Raw genomic sequence first — 14,047 nt, forward strand, 5'->3', positions numbered from 1 at the left:
CCGTCCTTAGCGGCTTGCGTCTGGCGTGAAGGTCGAGAAATCGACCGTCGTGCCCAGCATCTGCATATAGGCGATCAGGGCATCCATTTCGGACACGCCCGGTTCACCATCAAAGTTGCGGATTTGCGCGCCGGGATAGCGTTCCAGCAGATCGTCATAGGCGTCCGTATCCGGATCGGCCTGCGCCAGAACGTCCGCGGCCGCCACCTCGATCATCTCTTCGGTGTAGGGCACACCGACGAAACGATGCGTGCGCACCAGATCGGCCGTGTATTCTGCATTCACTGGGTTATCGAGCAGATAGGCATAGCCCGGCATGATCGATTCCGGCACGACGGATTGCGGCTTGATCAGGTGATCCACATGCCAGTCATCGGAATACTTGCCGCCCACGCGGGCAAGGTCCGGCCCGGTCCGTTTGGACCCCCATTGGAACGGATGGTCATACATCGACTCCGCCGCCAATGAGTAGTGCCCATAGCGCTCAACCTCGTCCCGCATGGGGCGGATCATCTGGCTATGACAGACATAACAGCCTTCGCGGATATAGACCTCGCGCCCGGCCAGCTCGAGCGGGGAATAGGGTCGCACCCCTTCGACCTCTTCAATGGTGTTTTCGAGCCAGAAAAGGGGTGCGATTTCCACGATCCCGCCCACCGTCACCACCAGTAGGGAGGAGACCAGTAGCAACGTCGGGCTACGTTCGAGGATCGCGTGTTTACCAAGGATACCTTTGGCAGGGCCGCTGTTTGGTGTTGTGTCAGACATGTCTCAGCCCTCCTTTACTCTGCAGGTACGCCAACCGGTGCGGCCACGCGCTGGCCCCCCCGGATGGTCATGTACATGTTCCAGGCCATGATCAGCGCACCGGTGAGGTAGAGCACCCCGCCAAGCCCACGCACCACATACATCGGGAACTTGGCGCTCACGGTGTCGGCAAAGCTGTTGACAAGGAACCCGTTGGCGTCGACTTCACGCCACATCAGGCCTTCCATGATGCCGGTCACCCACATCGATGCCGCGTAGAGGATGATGCCAATCGTGGCCAGCCAGAAGTGCCAGTTGATTGCGGACAGCGAATACATCTGCGCCCGGCCCCACAGCTTGGGTGTCAGGAAGTAAAGGGCGGCGAATGTGATCATGCCGTTCCAACCCAGCGCACCGGAATGCACGTGCCCGATAGTCCAGTCTGTGTAATGTGACAGGCTGTTGACCGCGCGGATCGACATCATCGGCCCTTCAAAGGTGGACATGCCGTAGAAGGCGAGGCTGATCACCATCATCCGGATAATCGGATCGGTGCGCAGCTTGTCCCAGGCCCCTTGCAGGGTCATCAGGCCGTTGATCATACCACCCCAGCTGGGCATCCACAGGATGATCGAGAAAACCATGCCCAGCGTGGACGCCCAGTCGGGGAGAGCGGTGTAGTGCAGGTGGTGTGGACCCGCCCAGATATAAAGAAAAATCAGCGCCCAAAAGTGGATGATCGACAACTTGTAGCTGAAGACCGGGCGCCCGGCCTGCTTGGGCACGAAGTAGTACATCATGCCCAGAAACCCGGCGGTCAGGAAGAAGCCAACGGCGTTGTGCCCGTACCACCACTGCACCATCGCGTCCTGCACGCCGCTGAAGACCTGCACGGATTTGCTGCCCCAGATCGAGACAGGGATCGAGATATTGTTGACGATATGCAGCATCGCCACGGTGATGATGAAGCTCAGAAGGAACCAGTTGGCGACATAGATATGCTTTTCGGTCCGCTTGAAGATCGTGCCCAGATAGACGGCGAGGAAGGCCACCCAGACGATGGTCAGCCACAGGTCCACATACCATTCAGGCTCGGCGTATTCCTTGGATTGAGTGGCCCCGAGCAAGTAGCCGGTGGCGGCAAGCACGATGAACAGATTGTAGCCCCAGAACACGAACCACGCCAGGTTACCGCCCCACAAGCGCGCCCCGCAGGTGCGCTGTACGATGTAGAAGGACGACATGATCAGGGCGTTACCCCCGAATGCAAAAATGACCGCTGATGTGTGCAGCGGACGCAGGCGACCAAAGTTGCCGTAAGGCTGGAGAGCTTCGAAATTCAGCTGGGGAAACGCCAGTTGGAAGGCGATGACAACACCAACCAGAAAACCGACAACACCCCAGAACCCGGTGGCGATCACCCCGGCGCGGATCACGTCATCCATGTATCCTTCCGGCGTGGCTTTGACCGGTTCATCAATCTGGCGCAAGACCCGGATGAACATGAAACCAGACACGCCGAGAATGATGATCGCATGTACGACATACGCCGTATCACGCCCCCAATTCGCGCCGATCGCTGCAAAAAGGGCGACACAGCCCAACGCGATCAACTTGATATAGTTCCCCATAAGAGATCCCCTTCCTTCGCCGTCCCGAAACAAGGGGCGACAGACTTTTGGTGATTTTGCTTATGGAATGCCGGCCCGCGGCCTGCCTTGATGTGGATCAAGACTTCATTTGACATGGATCAAGACACGCGCCCCACGACCGCGCCATAGTGATACCAAGGAGCGGTTTTGCGCGAACGATCGCCCCCCAACGTGAGAACCGATATGGGGAAAACTGGGCCAATGTCTTACAAGATCATTGCGACGATACTGACCGATACGGATCAGTCGACCGAAGGCCTGGATGCCGCTATTTCGCTCGCCGACCGGATGAGCGCGCATCTAGACATCTATGTGGTGACAATCAGCCATACGGAGACCAACAACTATTATCTTGGTGCCGAGGCGCTAATGGTTGCCGAACAAACGCGTGATGCAATTGACGAGCGGCAAAAACTCGAAGCCTGGTTGGAAGACCGCATGCATGGTGAGTTAATCCGCTGGTCAATGGAAGCAGCGACCGTACAGGGCCCTGCACTGACTGGGTATCTGGCGCGCAAGCTGCGCTTTTCCGACTTGGTCGTTCTGCCGCGCCCTTATCAGAACAACCCCGAGGCTGCGAATCTGGTTGAAGCATGCCTTTTTGCGGCAGAGCGCCCGGTCTTGATGATCCCGCAAGGCTGCAAAGCGCCCGAGGCGGGCGGGCATGTCCTGATGGGCTGGAACGACGGGGCCGAGGCACTGGCTGCGGCCAGAGCTGCGTTGCCGCTGCTGCAAGAGGCGGATATCGCCGACATCTGCATCATCGATCCGCCCCAACATGCGGCTGACCGGTCCGATCCCGGTGGTGCGATGGCACAATACCTGATGCGCCACGGCACCAAATCAGAGGTGGCCGTTCTGGCAAAGACAGAGCCGCAGGTTGGCGATATCCTCTTGCGGCGCGCCAAAGAGGTCGGCGCGCAGATGATTGTGAGTGGCGCCTATGGACATTCGCGTCTGCGCGAGGCTGTCTTTGGCGGTGCGACACGCAGTCTGCTGGAACTGGCGGACCGGCCGATCCTGATGTCACGCTAAAGCGCCCGCGACAACGACAGGACACAGATTGCCAGTGGGGTTCGGCGATCCGCCAACGCGACGGTGCGCGTTAGCCGAATGGCGGTTTCCGGGAAAGAAGGAGGAGGAGTAACATGTTTAAAACAATCGTGGTTGCGGTGGACGGGTCCGACTGTTCAAAAAAGGCCGTCACAACCGCCTGTGACATCGCTGCTGCAAACGGTGCAAAGATGGTCATCGTGCATGCTCCGCAGGCCGAGACGACGGCGTTCATCGTCGGCGGGCCCGTGGGTTATCACGAATTGCTCACCGCCCCATCCCATGCCGAATTGGAGGAAACTGGCAACAAAATCGTCGCCGAAGCAGCAGAACTGGCCAAGGAAAAGGGCTGCACGGTCGAGACGGACATGCATATCGGTGATCCGGTGCGACAAGTGCTCAAGGTCGCCAAGGACAAGGACGCGGACCTAATTGTAATGGGGCGACGCGGTCTCGGATCGGTTGCAAGTCTGTTTCTGGGCAGCACATCACAAAAGATCCAGCACCACGCGACCTGTGCCTGTCTGACGGTAGTCTGAGCGCCCTGCCCTATCGGGCGATGATCTCGACCCGACGGTTGAGCGCGCGACCGGCGGCCGTCGTGTTGGTCGCGACCGGGGCCAGGAAACCGGCCCCGGCATGGCTCATGCGATCAGCTGAGATGCCGTAATCCGACACTAATGCATTCCTTACGGCCTCTGCCCGGCGGTTGGAGAGGCCCAGATTGTATTCCATCGATCCCTGATTGTCGGTATGCCCGACAATCACGACAGCAAGATCGGGATTGGCCGAAAGAAACGCCGCCATCTCTGCCAGTGTGTCGGCGCTGTCTGGCCGGATGGTCGCCTCATCCGTGTCGAATTGGATGCCGTAAAGCGCAACACGTCCGGTCTCAAGTACATCCGCCTCCATCGCGGCGGCATCGACCATCTTGAACGCGATCTCGTCTGTCTCAACCACGGTCACCTGAACACGCACCCGGTCATCATTGTCGACGCTGAAAAGGATCGCGGCATAAACCTCACCGGTCTCGCCCGTCTGTTTCACACCCAAGTAGCGGTAGTTGAACGGATCGACGATCATCCGTGGCAGCGGAAATTGCTCTATCTCGTAAGCCAGCGCGGTACCGCCACAGGTGCCGTCCGCACACTGAAAAACGGTTTCGAACCCGGCCTCACCCAGCGCCATTTCATAGTTTCGCTCAACCTCGACCAATGAGGCGGCTGAAGGCAGAATATAGGCTATGCTGGTCTTCGCCCCTTCGATGGGCTGAAAGCTGTCGTCACCCGCGCTGCGAAGTTCTGCCACGGGAAAGAGATATTCGTCGAAATCCCGCCGTTCATATGCCGTGATCGCCGCACCTTCAAAGCGGCCAATCAACGGGTGATCACTGCTGCCTTCCACATCCTGCGCCAATAGAGTTCCAGCACTCATCACAGCCATGCAAGCTGCCAACAAAACCTTTTTCATCATCATCTCTTCCAAACCTGTCGCTTCAGCTTTCCACCAAGTTAACACAGATTCGGGTCATGACATTATGTCAGAAATGCAAAGACAGCCGTGCGCCCGTGGCACTTATGTCAAAGTCATCGCCCGTACCCGCAAAATCGTCGTAGCGGTAATGGGTGTATTGGCCGCCAACGCTGAGGTTCTCTGTCAGGCGATAGTCAATGCCCACGCGCGCAAAGGTGCCGTTATCTGTCTCATCGACATCACCTGCCAATCGTGCCTGCGAGACACCGACAGCGACATATGGCAGGAAACTACCAAGATCGTAACCTGCGCGAACGTGCCCAGCGGCAATGGTTGAAAGCGGGAAGTCATCGCTCCAGCTTTCGATGGCGGTCAGGCTCACCTCAACTTCAGCACCAATAACAAGCTGCCCGACGTCCTGCAGATATCCGCCATGAACACCCATCGCGATCCCATCGCCAATGTCCTCAAGGCTGCGTGCGTCGACCTTGGGCAAGCTGGCCTGGCCGCCCAGATACAGACCGCTCCAATCAACATCATCCGTGTTCGCTGGCGGGGTTTCGATTGCAGGTTCAATAATGGTGGATAATCCACCTGCCATGGTCTGGCTTCCAAGTGACAGCATTGTCATGGCAAGCAATGGTTTGGCAAAACTTCTGGCTCTCGTCAGCACGCGTAATCTCCATCTTAAAAATGCTTTTGGGATGGGTTGTGCTGTTTCACCAAAACGGGAACCACACCAGTGCGGGCGCTGCAAATACCACGCATGCACACGCAAAAACCACGCGTGCTGCCACGGTAGGATGCGTCGTGTCAGTGCCTTTGGAGATTAGGCGTCTTCACCCGTTTCGGCCTTCAGGGCGTGAAGATCGGGAACACTGATATCGCGACGATCGCTGAAGGCAATCAGGCCGTCCTTTTTCAGGGCAGACATCTGACGGCTAACCGTTTCAATCGTCAGGCCCAGATAATTGGCCATCGTCTCGCGCGTTATCGGCAGGGTGAATGACGTTTGCGCGGTCTCTCCCGGCTTAAGCGAGGCCATCCGCGTCGCAATCATGTGCAACAAGGATGCGATTTTCTCGCGCGCTGTCTTGCGCCCCAAAACCAGCATCCATTCGCGTGCCGCATCCAACTCATCCAGCGTCATCTCAAGCAGGCGCTGGCCTACATGCGACGTCTCGTCGATCAATGTCTCGAAAGGACGACGGCGAAAGCAGCACAGCATAACGTCCGTCTCACCAACCACATCACAATCAATGGTGTTGCGGTGCGGTCTCCCCAGAAAATCCCCCGGCAGCAAAAGCCCCACCATCTGCACGCGGCCGTCTGGCATAGTGCGCGTCAAACTGGCCACACCAGACACGATGGAGCCGACGAATTCCAGCGGATCGCCGGAAAAAAAGATCGGCTGGCCAGCAGAGTAAGAGCGGTAATACTTGATCTCTTCCAGGCGTGCTAATTCATCGCCGTCACAGCGTGAACAGACAGCGTTGTACCGGATTGGGCAATCGGAACAGGACGACATTTTTGGGACGGTCAAAGTCATCTGAAGGGGTCCCCGGCAATGTTGGCTTCATCCACTATTACTCAAAAGCACCGCGCATTCCACCTGAAATTCCGCCGCAGGGCGGGCGGCAAACTGACACCCCATTATTTTCTTGATCGCAAGCAGGGGTCGCATGCATAGTCAATTTAATTGTCTGACAATTGATGCCGTTCATTCTCGGCATAAGGCCCCATAGGCCCAATAAGCCGACAAACCGGCATTTTCATCAAATCTGGGAGGAGATTGACATGAACCTAAGACCTGATCCGACGTTCTATCCAACGGCCAAAATCGCGATGGAGGCACCGGCAGAGACGCTGGCTTTCACCCTGATGCTCAGTCCCGATGGCAGCCAACCTGACGGCCTTGCGGTTGTCGACGTCGATCCCACATCTGACACCTATGGCCAGATCGTGCACAGCCTGTTCATGCCCAATAAGGGTGATGAGTTTCACCATTTCGGCTGGAACGCCTGTTCGTCGGCCCTGTCGCCCCTGACCGGCCACGCCTTTCTGGAACGTCGCTATCTGATCATCCCCGGCATCCGGTCCAGCCGGATTTACGTCATCGACGTGAAAGAGCCGCTGAAGGCCAAGATCCACAAGATCATCGAACCCGAAGAACTGTTTGAGAAGACGGGCTATTCCCGCCCCCATACCATCCATTGCGGGCCAGAGGGCATCTATGTCTCGACCTTGGGTGGTGGCGGCGAGGATGGAACAGATGGCCCACCCGGCATCTTCATCATGGATTGCGAGACCTTCGAGATACTGGGCCGGTACGAGATGGACCGGGGTATTCAGGACAAGCATTACGATTTCTGGTGGAACCTGCCGCGCGACTACATGGTCAGTTCCGAATGGGGTCTGCCGCCGCAGTTTGAGAACGGGATCGTGCCGGAGGACCTGCTGAGCAACAAATACGGCCACACGATCCATTTCTGGGATCTGCGGGCGCGCAAGGTTACAAAGTCGATTGATCTGGGTGAAAACCATCAGATGGCGCTCGAAATCCGTCCTGCCCATGATCCGGTCAAGGAGTATGGGTTCTGCGGTGTCGTCGTCGATACCACGAACCTCCAAGGTGCGATCTTCACCTGGTGGCGGGACGAGAATGGCGAGTGGCAGGCCAAGAAGACGATCACGATTGATCCGGTTCCGGCGGATGCGGATGATCTGCCCGAGCTATTGAAGGGTTTTGGCGCCTGCCCGCCATTGGTGACGGATATCGACCTCAGCCTTGATGACCGCTTCCTTTATGTCGCCTGTTGGGGTCTGGGCGAGATGCATCAATATGATGTCTCGGACCCGATGAACCCGAAACTTGCGGGCAAGGTCGAGATTGGCGGGATCGTGAAAAAGACGCCACATCCCAATGGCAAGGACTTTGGCTACGGCCCGCAGATGGTTGAAATCAGCCGCGATGGAAAGCGGGTCTACTGGACCAATTCGCTTTACTCCACGTGGGATGACCAGTTCTATCCCGGCGAGCGTGGTGCCGCGATGGTCTGTGCCGATGTGGGCGAAAACGGCGGGCTGACCTTGAACAAAGACTTTTGGGTGGAATTTCCCGAAGGCTATCGCAGCCACCAGATCCGTCTGGAAGGCGGCGATTGCTCGACGGACAGCTTCTGCTACCCGAACGTCTGATGCAAGCACTAAGGTACCCCGGACCTGAGCCGGGGCGCCCTTCGCTCTGGCAGAAACAAGCAGGATCGGACATGCCCCGGGCCACCTGTCATGGCTGAACTGATCACACCCGCCGCCCTGTGGTGGGCGGTCATCGTCTCGGGCCTCTATCACGGGCTGAACCCCGGCATGGGGTGGCCGCTGGCCGTCTCCGCGGCGTTGATGGAGCGGAAAACCTCTGCCTTGCCCAGCGCGCTTGTGGCGCTGGCGGGCGGGCATTTCATCGCCATGTGTGCGATCCTGTTGCCGTTTTCGCTGATGGTGACACTGGTCTATTACGAGGGCCAGATCCGCATGGGCGCAGGGCTCTTGGTGATCGGGCTGGGCATCTACCTGCTGATCAACCGCAGACATCCGCGGTTCCTCGCCCGCGTGCCACCCTCCAGGCTGGCGCTGTGGTCGTTTCTTGCGGCCATGGCCCATGGTGCGGGCCTGATGCTGGTGCCGATCTTTCTGGGGCTCTGCACGCCAGGCACGCTTGATGCAGGACATCAGGCCGCCGAGGACCTTATGACCAACAATGTTGGCATGGCGTTCATCGTGGCGGCCATCCACACCGCAGCCATGACATTTGCGGGCGGTCTACTGGCCGTCGTGATGTATTTCTGGCTTGGCCCTGAAATTCCTGTCACGCACCTGGTTCAATCTGGATGTCGTCTGGGCCCTAAGCCTAATCGCTGTGGGTAGTTTCGGGATCATGACCGCGTCGCACACGACCATAGTTTAGAGCGGCACCTCCACAGCACGAGGGTCTCGCAGATCACTTCCGTTCCATTTGTTCAGCAAGTTGAGCGCCTTCAACGCCTTGGATAGGTCGGCTTTGCAGGACAGAACGGACTTTCACATCATTGGACCGAAGGTCCGCTATCGAGAATCCTTGCAAATTATCTCCTTGTCCGTTCACGCGCTTCTTTGATAGGTGATTCAGCAATTGGAGTGCATGATGAAACTACAGTTTACAGAACGAGATACCTGGACCAACGCCCTAGCGGGGTGCGTGGACTAGTTAAGCGCATCCTAAAAGGTTAGGTTCGCAAGAGCCTTTCTGTCAGGGCGGCACCATCCGGTGGCCGCCTTTTTTGTTTCAAAAACACAAGGAGATCAAAGCTGTGTCAAATCAGCAGTTGGAAGAACCTGACGATACGGAGGAGACTTCGCACATCTGCGCGGCCTCCCTGATCTCATCCTCACGCATACGACACCAGCGTTCTGTTTTGACATTGTCTCCTTCGGCGATGAACAGAGAAGATTTACCTTAAGTATTTGATTTAAATTAATAATTTGACGGACCCGCTCACCAGATGTATGAAGCTCTCATCTGCTTTTGGGGCGTTAGTCTAGTGGTCAGGACATTCGTCTTTCTAACGGAGAACACGGGTTCGAATCCCGTACGCCCTACCAAGCAGGTTGCGGTCGCGTAGCTCAATGGGAGAGCACCGGATTGTCTATCCGGGTGTTGCGGGTTCGAGTCCCGTCGCGACCGCCACGCGCCCTGAACCTTTGTCGAAGCCAGCTTTGACGGCAACTTGTTGTTTGGACACCGAGACCAGACATTCATGCATTGCGTAGGAATAAACTCGTCGCGGGACATTACCCCGAAACAAATCGCACCATCTCCGGGTCCGCGCAGAAGCCATCTCGTCAGACCTAACCGGAACAATAAAACCTAACGCCCGACAATCTCTGTCAGCTCTGCTGCCGCGCGCTGCAGTTCGGGCAGGTGATCGACCAGCTCATCGACATCGCGTCGCTGCTCCGGGGCGTGGATCGACAATGTCGACAAAAGCCGCCCGCGGTCATCCAGAATGGGGACGGCGATGGCCGTCATGCCAGCCATGAACTCCTGATCGTCGGTTGCATAACCGCGGTCGCGAATCTTCGACAACTCGTCATAAAGATCGTCTACCGCCGTGATGGTATGTACCGTCTGCCGCTCCAGCACATAGTTGCGCAGGAACCGCTCCAGATAATCGGTGCGTAAGGTGGACAGATACATCTTGCCGCTTGCCGTGCAGTGAAATGGCACCTGCGTGCCGACAGGAAGCTGAATGCGCAGGGGCCAATGCGTTTCGACGCGGTCGAGGTAGAACATCCCGTCCCGTTCGGGGATGGCGATATTGCAGGTCTCGCCCACTGACATAGCCAGCGCCTTAAGTACCGCCAAGCGGACCGTACGCACACGCTCGGACGAGAGCGTGTTGGTGGCCAGAATGCGCATCCGGCGCCCCGGACTATAGGATCGTCCGTCAATGTCGCGCTGCAGGAAACCCTCGGCCTCGGCCGTGGCAAAAAGCCGGTGGATCGTCGGTTTCGGCAAACCGAGATTTTCATTCACCACAGATGGTGTCACGGGAACACCGGCCTTCGCCACCTCCTCCAGCAGAATCAAAAGCCGGAGGTTGGTGGGGATTTGCGCCGTGCTTCCCGCAACATCATTCTCTGCCATTGCCATCTTTTACCTGTTCGGCAGAAGCGCCAATGCTGTTGCAGGCACCATTGCCACAATAAACCAAACCGTGATCAATGCGATCAGATAGGGCACAATGTAGCGAAGCAACCGGAAATACGGAACGCCCGTCACGCCGGACGCCACATAAAGGTTCAGACCATAAGGTGGCGTGATGAACCCGATGGATGCGCCCACAAGGAAGATCACAGCAAAGTGGATCGGATCGACGCCTGCGGAAACAGCGATAGGTGCCAAAATCGGCGCCAGAATGATCGTCACCGGCAGGCTTTCAAGGATCATGCCAGAGAAGAAGACGATCACCATCGCCGTCAGCAACACGGCATAATAGCCCCCCATCGATGTCACGAAATCCCCGATCACGGCCTGCGCACCCAAGAGCGACAGGATCTGCTGCATCACGACCGAAATGGCAATCAGCGGCGCGAGGATACCTGAAATCTGGGCCGACCGGACAACGATTGACGGAATCTCCCAGACCTTGAATCCCTCGACCACGAACATCTCGGACCAGCCTTTTTGTTCGACCGGCTTTTCCTTATCGCTACCAAGGATCTTGTTCAGCGGATAGCTGACAAGCCCTGCGATGATGCAGAAACCAACCGTCACGCCTGCGGCCTCGGTTGGTGAAAACTTGCCTGTGTAGATGCCCCAGAGAACCAGACCGATGGCAAAAAATCCAAGCCAGGCACCAAATGCAGTCTTCAGGACCCGGTTCAGTTGCAGTGGGATCAGATAACCCCAACCGTTGATGCGGCAGATGATCCAGCATGCAAATTGCATGCCAAAGACCATCAACGCGCCCGGCAGAATGCCGGAAATGAACAGATCCGAGATCGGCAGGTTCATCAGGAAGCCGTAGACGATGAAGATGATGGACGGTGGGATGATGATCCCGACAGTACCACCTGCCGCTGCCGTCGCAGCAGAGAAGCGTTCGTCATAGCCGCCTTTTGTCATTTCGGGATGCAACATCGACCCGATTGTGGCTGTCGTGGCCGAGTTCGATCCCGAGATTGCGGCGAACAGGCCGCAGGCCCCGATCGATGCCATCGCCAAACCACCACGCAGCCAGCCCAGGCAGGAATAGGCAAAGTCCGACAACCGCCGCGCGATACCCGACCGGTTGATGAGGTCACCGGTCAGAATGAAAAGCGGCATCGCCAGCAAGGCAAAGCCTTTGTTAAAGACGTTGAGGAGCTCTGACCCCATATTGTCGAGTGTCAGGCCCAGCACAAACGAACAGCCGATAACCCAATAAGCGATGACCAGCAGCACCGGCACGCCCATCATGAAAAAGAACGTGACCCCAAGTGAAATCAGCGTGACCCAGGTTCCGGTATCCATCACACATCCCCCCCGATTACGGCCTGTTCAATCAACGGCTCATCATTGCGCCAGCGGCGGAAATCATCTGACAGGTTCTCGAAGACGCGACCCGCGAGAAGGACAAAGGCCACGGGAATCGTTGCGATAAACCACCATTGCATGGTGTCGTCCGTTCCCAGAACAATCTGGAAGTTCGCCGCCGAATTGGCGGTAAGACGCAATGTCGTTGTCACCACAATAACAGCCAGGCCCAGCCACAGGATCGCATCAAGCAGCAGACACATCATCTGGCCCACGCGCGGCATTCTGCTGCGGAATTCGCTGAAACTCAGATGCGTGCGCAGCCGTACGTTGTAGGCCGCACCAAACCACGCCATGATCATGAACAAGAACGGAGGTATCGTCGTTGACCAGGGCTGTTGATCATTGAAAATGAAGCGGTCAATCACACCCATGAAGATGATGTAGGCAATCGCCAGATAGCTCCACACCATGATCGTCTTTTCAAGATGGCGGTCGATAAACGGCACCGTCTTGTAGACAAACATGACGATCAGGCCGCCAACAACAGTAAGGAATCCACCAAACAACCAGGCGCCATCACTGCGCAAGGCGGTGCGGATCATAAAGGCATCCTGATCCGCCAAGGCACTGAAGATGCCGAAAAATTCGCTGAGCATGGATATGGCCTCCCCCGTCCATATCGGGCCGGGTCAACCGGCGTGGTGACAAAAAGCCAGCCCAGAGTTTCCGGGCTGGCTTGTCCCAGACTAGAACAGGATCAGGCTTTCCACCAACGGCGTGGTTCAACATTTTCCGCAAGTGTGTGCGGATTGGTCCGAACCTCGTCATAGATTTCCTGATAGGTGTCGATGCCACCGGCCCAGCCGTTGATCCGCTCACGCCACTGCTCCCACAGCGCAGGCTGGTATTCGGGAGAGCACATTTCCTCGGCCTTCTTGATCTCAGCATCTGACAGATTGGCGATGCGCACGTTGTTTTGTGCAAAGATCGTGTCCGGCAGTTGCGGCGTTGAGAATCCGACCGTGTTCACCAGTGCCGCCTCGTTGGCCGCCTGTACGTGAACCTGCGCCAGATAAGCCGATTCCATGATCGCGTCCTGCAGATAGCCTTCCATGCTGTCAAAGACAGATGCTGACATCGCGGTATGCTCTGTCCCGCAGAAGAAACGCAGGTCGACACATTGCGACACAACGGGTGACATGTTGGCGTAAGCCACCGCCGACGCCCATGTTTCCGCGCCGTCGATCAGACCCTGCTTGAGACCGTCAAGCGTTTCCTCCCACGCAATCGGTACCGGGTTGAGGTTGAGCGCCTGCATGGCAATGCGGCCCAGCTGCGTGCCCGTCACCCGGTTCTTTGTCCCGGCCAACTGCTCGATACTGGTGACGGTCTCACGATCCTGCCAGGACAGACCCAGCTGGATGCCACGCAGTTCGGCGTGGCTGAACAGGAACTTCAGCCCGTGCATCTTTTCAAACGGGTCGCGCAGCACTTCCTGGCTCTTTGGGCTGTAAAGGAAGTAATACTGGTCAGCCCGGCTACGGAACATATACGCGTAGTCGAGCACGTTCAGATAGGGCGCACCACCGGCCGAGTTCTGTGTGGAGGCTGCATACATGTCCACGATGCCCTGCTGGGTCTTTTCAACGCAGGACAGCTGATTGCAGATCTGGTTGTCACCGATGAATTCCACCCGGATCTCCCCATCCGTGCGGCTTTCAAGGTCGCGCAGAAACTCCAGCACGCCCGCCCGTTCGACCAGCAGGTTGCGCTGGTTGAAACCAGCCGCACCCATCTTGAGCGTATATTTCGGCTCATTCGCGAAACGCTTCTCGTAGGACGATTCCGCCGCTGCGGCAAGGTTGGCCACGCTCATCGCGCCACCAAAGGTTCCTGCAGCAAGCAAGGTCGAGCTCATCCCGTACTGACCAGCGACCTTGAACAGATCCCTGCGCGAAATATGGCTCAGCTTATCTCCAATTTTCATGTGTTCCTCCCATATTGAAAATTATTGAGACTTTTCGTTTCAAAAAAGCCTAGTATAGTCTTTCCATTCTGCATAGTA

The 14,047-nt window shown here is 57.1% G+C and carries 12 protein-coding genes, 2 tRNA genes and 1 pseudogene; 6 read left to right on the forward strand and 9 right to left on the reverse strand.

Annotated elements, in window-relative coordinates; translation table 11 throughout:
* Positions 1 to 6 precede the first annotated feature (6 nt).
* Both ccoO and ccoN read right to left on the reverse strand, forming a co-directional pair.
* Positions 7 to 768 carry a cytochrome-c oxidase, cbb3-type subunit II gene (ccoO, locus tag SLH47_RS04180; RefSeq protein WP_320238109.1) on the reverse strand — a complete coding sequence of 254 codons (762 nt, stop codon included), beginning with the start codon at positions 766 to 768 and terminating at the stop codon, positions 7 to 9.
* Positions 769 to 782: 14 nt separating this feature from the next.
* Positions 783 to 2,378 (reverse strand): cytochrome-c oxidase, cbb3-type subunit I, encoded by a 1,596-nt coding sequence (gene ccoN, locus SLH47_RS04185; RefSeq protein WP_320238110.1) that lies wholly within the window; start codon positions 2,376 to 2,378, stop codon positions 783 to 785.
* 204 nt (positions 2,379 to 2,582) lie between these two features.
* Between ccoN and SLH47_RS04190 the strand changes: the two genes are divergently transcribed.
* Both SLH47_RS04190 and SLH47_RS04195 read left to right on the forward strand, forming a co-directional pair.
* Positions 2,583 to 3,434: a universal stress protein gene (locus SLH47_RS04190; RefSeq protein ID WP_320238111.1), complete on the forward strand. Its 852-nt coding sequence runs from the start codon at positions 2,583 to 2,585 to the stop codon at positions 3,432 to 3,434.
* Between the two features lie 113 nt (positions 3,435 to 3,547).
* A complete protein-coding gene (locus SLH47_RS04195; RefSeq protein WP_320238112.1) occupies positions 3,548 to 3,991 on the forward strand; it encodes a universal stress protein in 444 nt (147 codons plus the stop codon).
* Between the two features lie 10 nt (positions 3,992 to 4,001).
* On the opposite strand, the gene SLH47_RS04200 is transcribed toward SLH47_RS04195, so the two are convergent.
* The 3 genes from SLH47_RS04200 to fnrL all read right to left on the reverse strand — a co-directional run bounded on the left by SLH47_RS04200 (position 4,002) and on the right by fnrL (position 6,474).
* Positions 4,002 to 4,922, reverse strand: coding sequence for an OmpA family protein (locus SLH47_RS04200; RefSeq protein ID WP_320238113.1), 921 nt, complete (start codon positions 4,920 to 4,922; stop codon positions 4,002 to 4,004).
* A gap of 70 nt (positions 4,923 to 4,992) precedes the next feature.
* Positions 4,993 to 5,550: an outer membrane protein gene (locus SLH47_RS04205; RefSeq protein ID WP_320238114.1), complete on the reverse strand. Its 558-nt coding sequence runs from the start codon at positions 5,548 to 5,550 to the stop codon at positions 4,993 to 4,995.
* Positions 5,551 to 5,754: 204 nt separating this feature from the next.
* Positions 5,755 to 6,474: a transcriptional regulator FnrL gene (fnrL, locus tag SLH47_RS04210; RefSeq protein WP_320238115.1), complete on the reverse strand. Its 720-nt coding sequence runs from the start codon at positions 6,472 to 6,474 to the stop codon at positions 5,755 to 5,757.
* Positions 6,475 to 6,722: 248 nt separating this feature from the next.
* Between fnrL and SLH47_RS04215 the strand changes: the two genes are divergently transcribed.
* The 4 genes and pseudogenes from SLH47_RS04215 (at position 6,723) to SLH47_RS04230 (ending at position 9,648) form a co-directional block, all read left to right on the forward strand.
* Positions 6,723 to 8,123: a selenium-binding protein SBP56-related protein gene (locus SLH47_RS04215; protein ID WP_320238116.1), complete on the forward strand. Its 1,401-nt coding sequence runs from the start codon at positions 6,723 to 6,725 to the stop codon at positions 8,121 to 8,123.
* Positions 8,124 to 8,213: 90 nt separating this feature from the next.
* Positions 8,214 to 8,889 (forward strand): annotated as a pseudogene (locus SLH47_RS04220) (hypothetical protein).
* A gap of 599 nt (positions 8,890 to 9,488) precedes the next feature.
* Positions 9,489 to 9,563 (forward strand) — tRNA-Glu (locus tag SLH47_RS04225).
* A gap of 10 nt (positions 9,564 to 9,573) precedes the next feature.
* Positions 9,574 to 9,648, forward strand: a tRNA-Asp gene (locus SLH47_RS04230).
* 180 nt (positions 9,649 to 9,828) lie between these two features.
* On the opposite strand, the gene SLH47_RS04235 is transcribed toward SLH47_RS04230, so the two are convergent.
* The 4 genes from SLH47_RS04235 to SLH47_RS04250 form a co-directional block, all read right to left on the reverse strand.
* Positions 9,829 to 10,608 (reverse strand): IclR family transcriptional regulator, encoded by a 780-nt coding sequence (locus SLH47_RS04235; protein ID WP_320238117.1) that lies wholly within the window; start codon positions 10,606 to 10,608, stop codon positions 9,829 to 9,831.
* Between the two features lie 9 nt (positions 10,609 to 10,617).
* On the reverse strand, positions 10,618 to 11,976 hold the full coding sequence (locus SLH47_RS04240) for a TRAP transporter large permease (RefSeq protein WP_320238119.1): 1,359 nt from the start codon (positions 11,974 to 11,976) through the stop codon (positions 10,618 to 10,620).
* The gene (locus SLH47_RS04245) at positions 11,976 to 12,638 is read right to left on the reverse strand and encodes a TRAP transporter small permease (RefSeq protein ID WP_320238120.1); all 663 of its coding nucleotides are present in this window, start codon (positions 12,636 to 12,638) and stop codon (positions 11,976 to 11,978) included. The genes SLH47_RS04240 and SLH47_RS04245 overlap by 1 nt, the downstream gene beginning before the upstream one ends.
* A 101-nt stretch (positions 12,639 to 12,739) precedes the next feature.
* Positions 12,740 to 13,969, reverse strand: coding sequence for a TRAP transporter substrate-binding protein (locus SLH47_RS04250; protein WP_320238122.1), 1,230 nt, complete (start codon positions 13,967 to 13,969; stop codon positions 12,740 to 12,742).
* Positions 13,970 to 14,047 lie beyond the last annotated feature (78 nt).

The organism is Cognatiyoonia sp. IB215182 (genome assembly GCF_033963905.1).
GTDB lineage: Bacteria > Pseudomonadota > Alphaproteobacteria > Rhodobacterales > Rhodobacteraceae > Yoonia.

Coding starts and splice junctions, on each gene's coding strand:
- ccoO (WP_320238109.1), bottom strand. CDS start 768: ATGTCTGACACAACACCAAACAGCGGCCCTGCCAAAGGTATCCTTGGT.
- ccoN (WP_320238110.1), bottom strand. CDS start 2,378: ATGGGGAACTATATCAAGTTGATCGCGTTGGGCTGTGTCGCCCTTTTT.
- SLH47_RS04190 (WP_320238111.1), top strand. CDS start 2,583: ATGGGGAAAACTGGGCCAATGTCTTACAAGATCATTGCGACGATACTG.
- SLH47_RS04195 (WP_320238112.1), top strand. CDS start 3,548: ATGTTTAAAACAATCGTGGTTGCGGTGGACGGGTCCGACTGTTCAAAA.
- SLH47_RS04200 (WP_320238113.1), bottom strand. CDS start 4,922: ATGAAAAAGGTTTTGTTGGCAGCTTGCATGGCTGTGATGAGTGCTGGA.
- SLH47_RS04205 (WP_320238114.1), bottom strand. CDS start 5,550: ATGCTGTCACTTGGAAGCCAGACCATGGCAGGTGGATTATCCACCATT.
- fnrL (WP_320238115.1), bottom strand. CDS start 6,474: ATGACTTTGACCGTCCCAAAAATGTCGTCCTGTTCCGATTGCCCAATC.
- SLH47_RS04215 (WP_320238116.1), top strand. CDS start 6,723: ATGAACCTAAGACCTGATCCGACGTTCTATCCAACGGCCAAAATCGCG.
- SLH47_RS04235 (WP_320238117.1), bottom strand. CDS start 10,608: ATGGCAGAGAATGATGTTGCGGGAAGCACGGCGCAAATCCCCACCAAC.
- SLH47_RS04240 (WP_320238119.1), bottom strand. CDS start 11,976: ATGGATACCGGAACCTGGGTCACGCTGATTTCACTTGGGGTCACGTTC.
- SLH47_RS04245 (WP_320238120.1), bottom strand. CDS start 12,638: ATGCTCAGCGAATTTTTCGGCATCTTCAGTGCCTTGGCGGATCAGGAT.
- SLH47_RS04250 (WP_320238122.1), bottom strand. CDS start 13,969: ATGAAAATTGGAGATAAGCTGAGCCATATTTCGCGCAGGGATCTGTTC.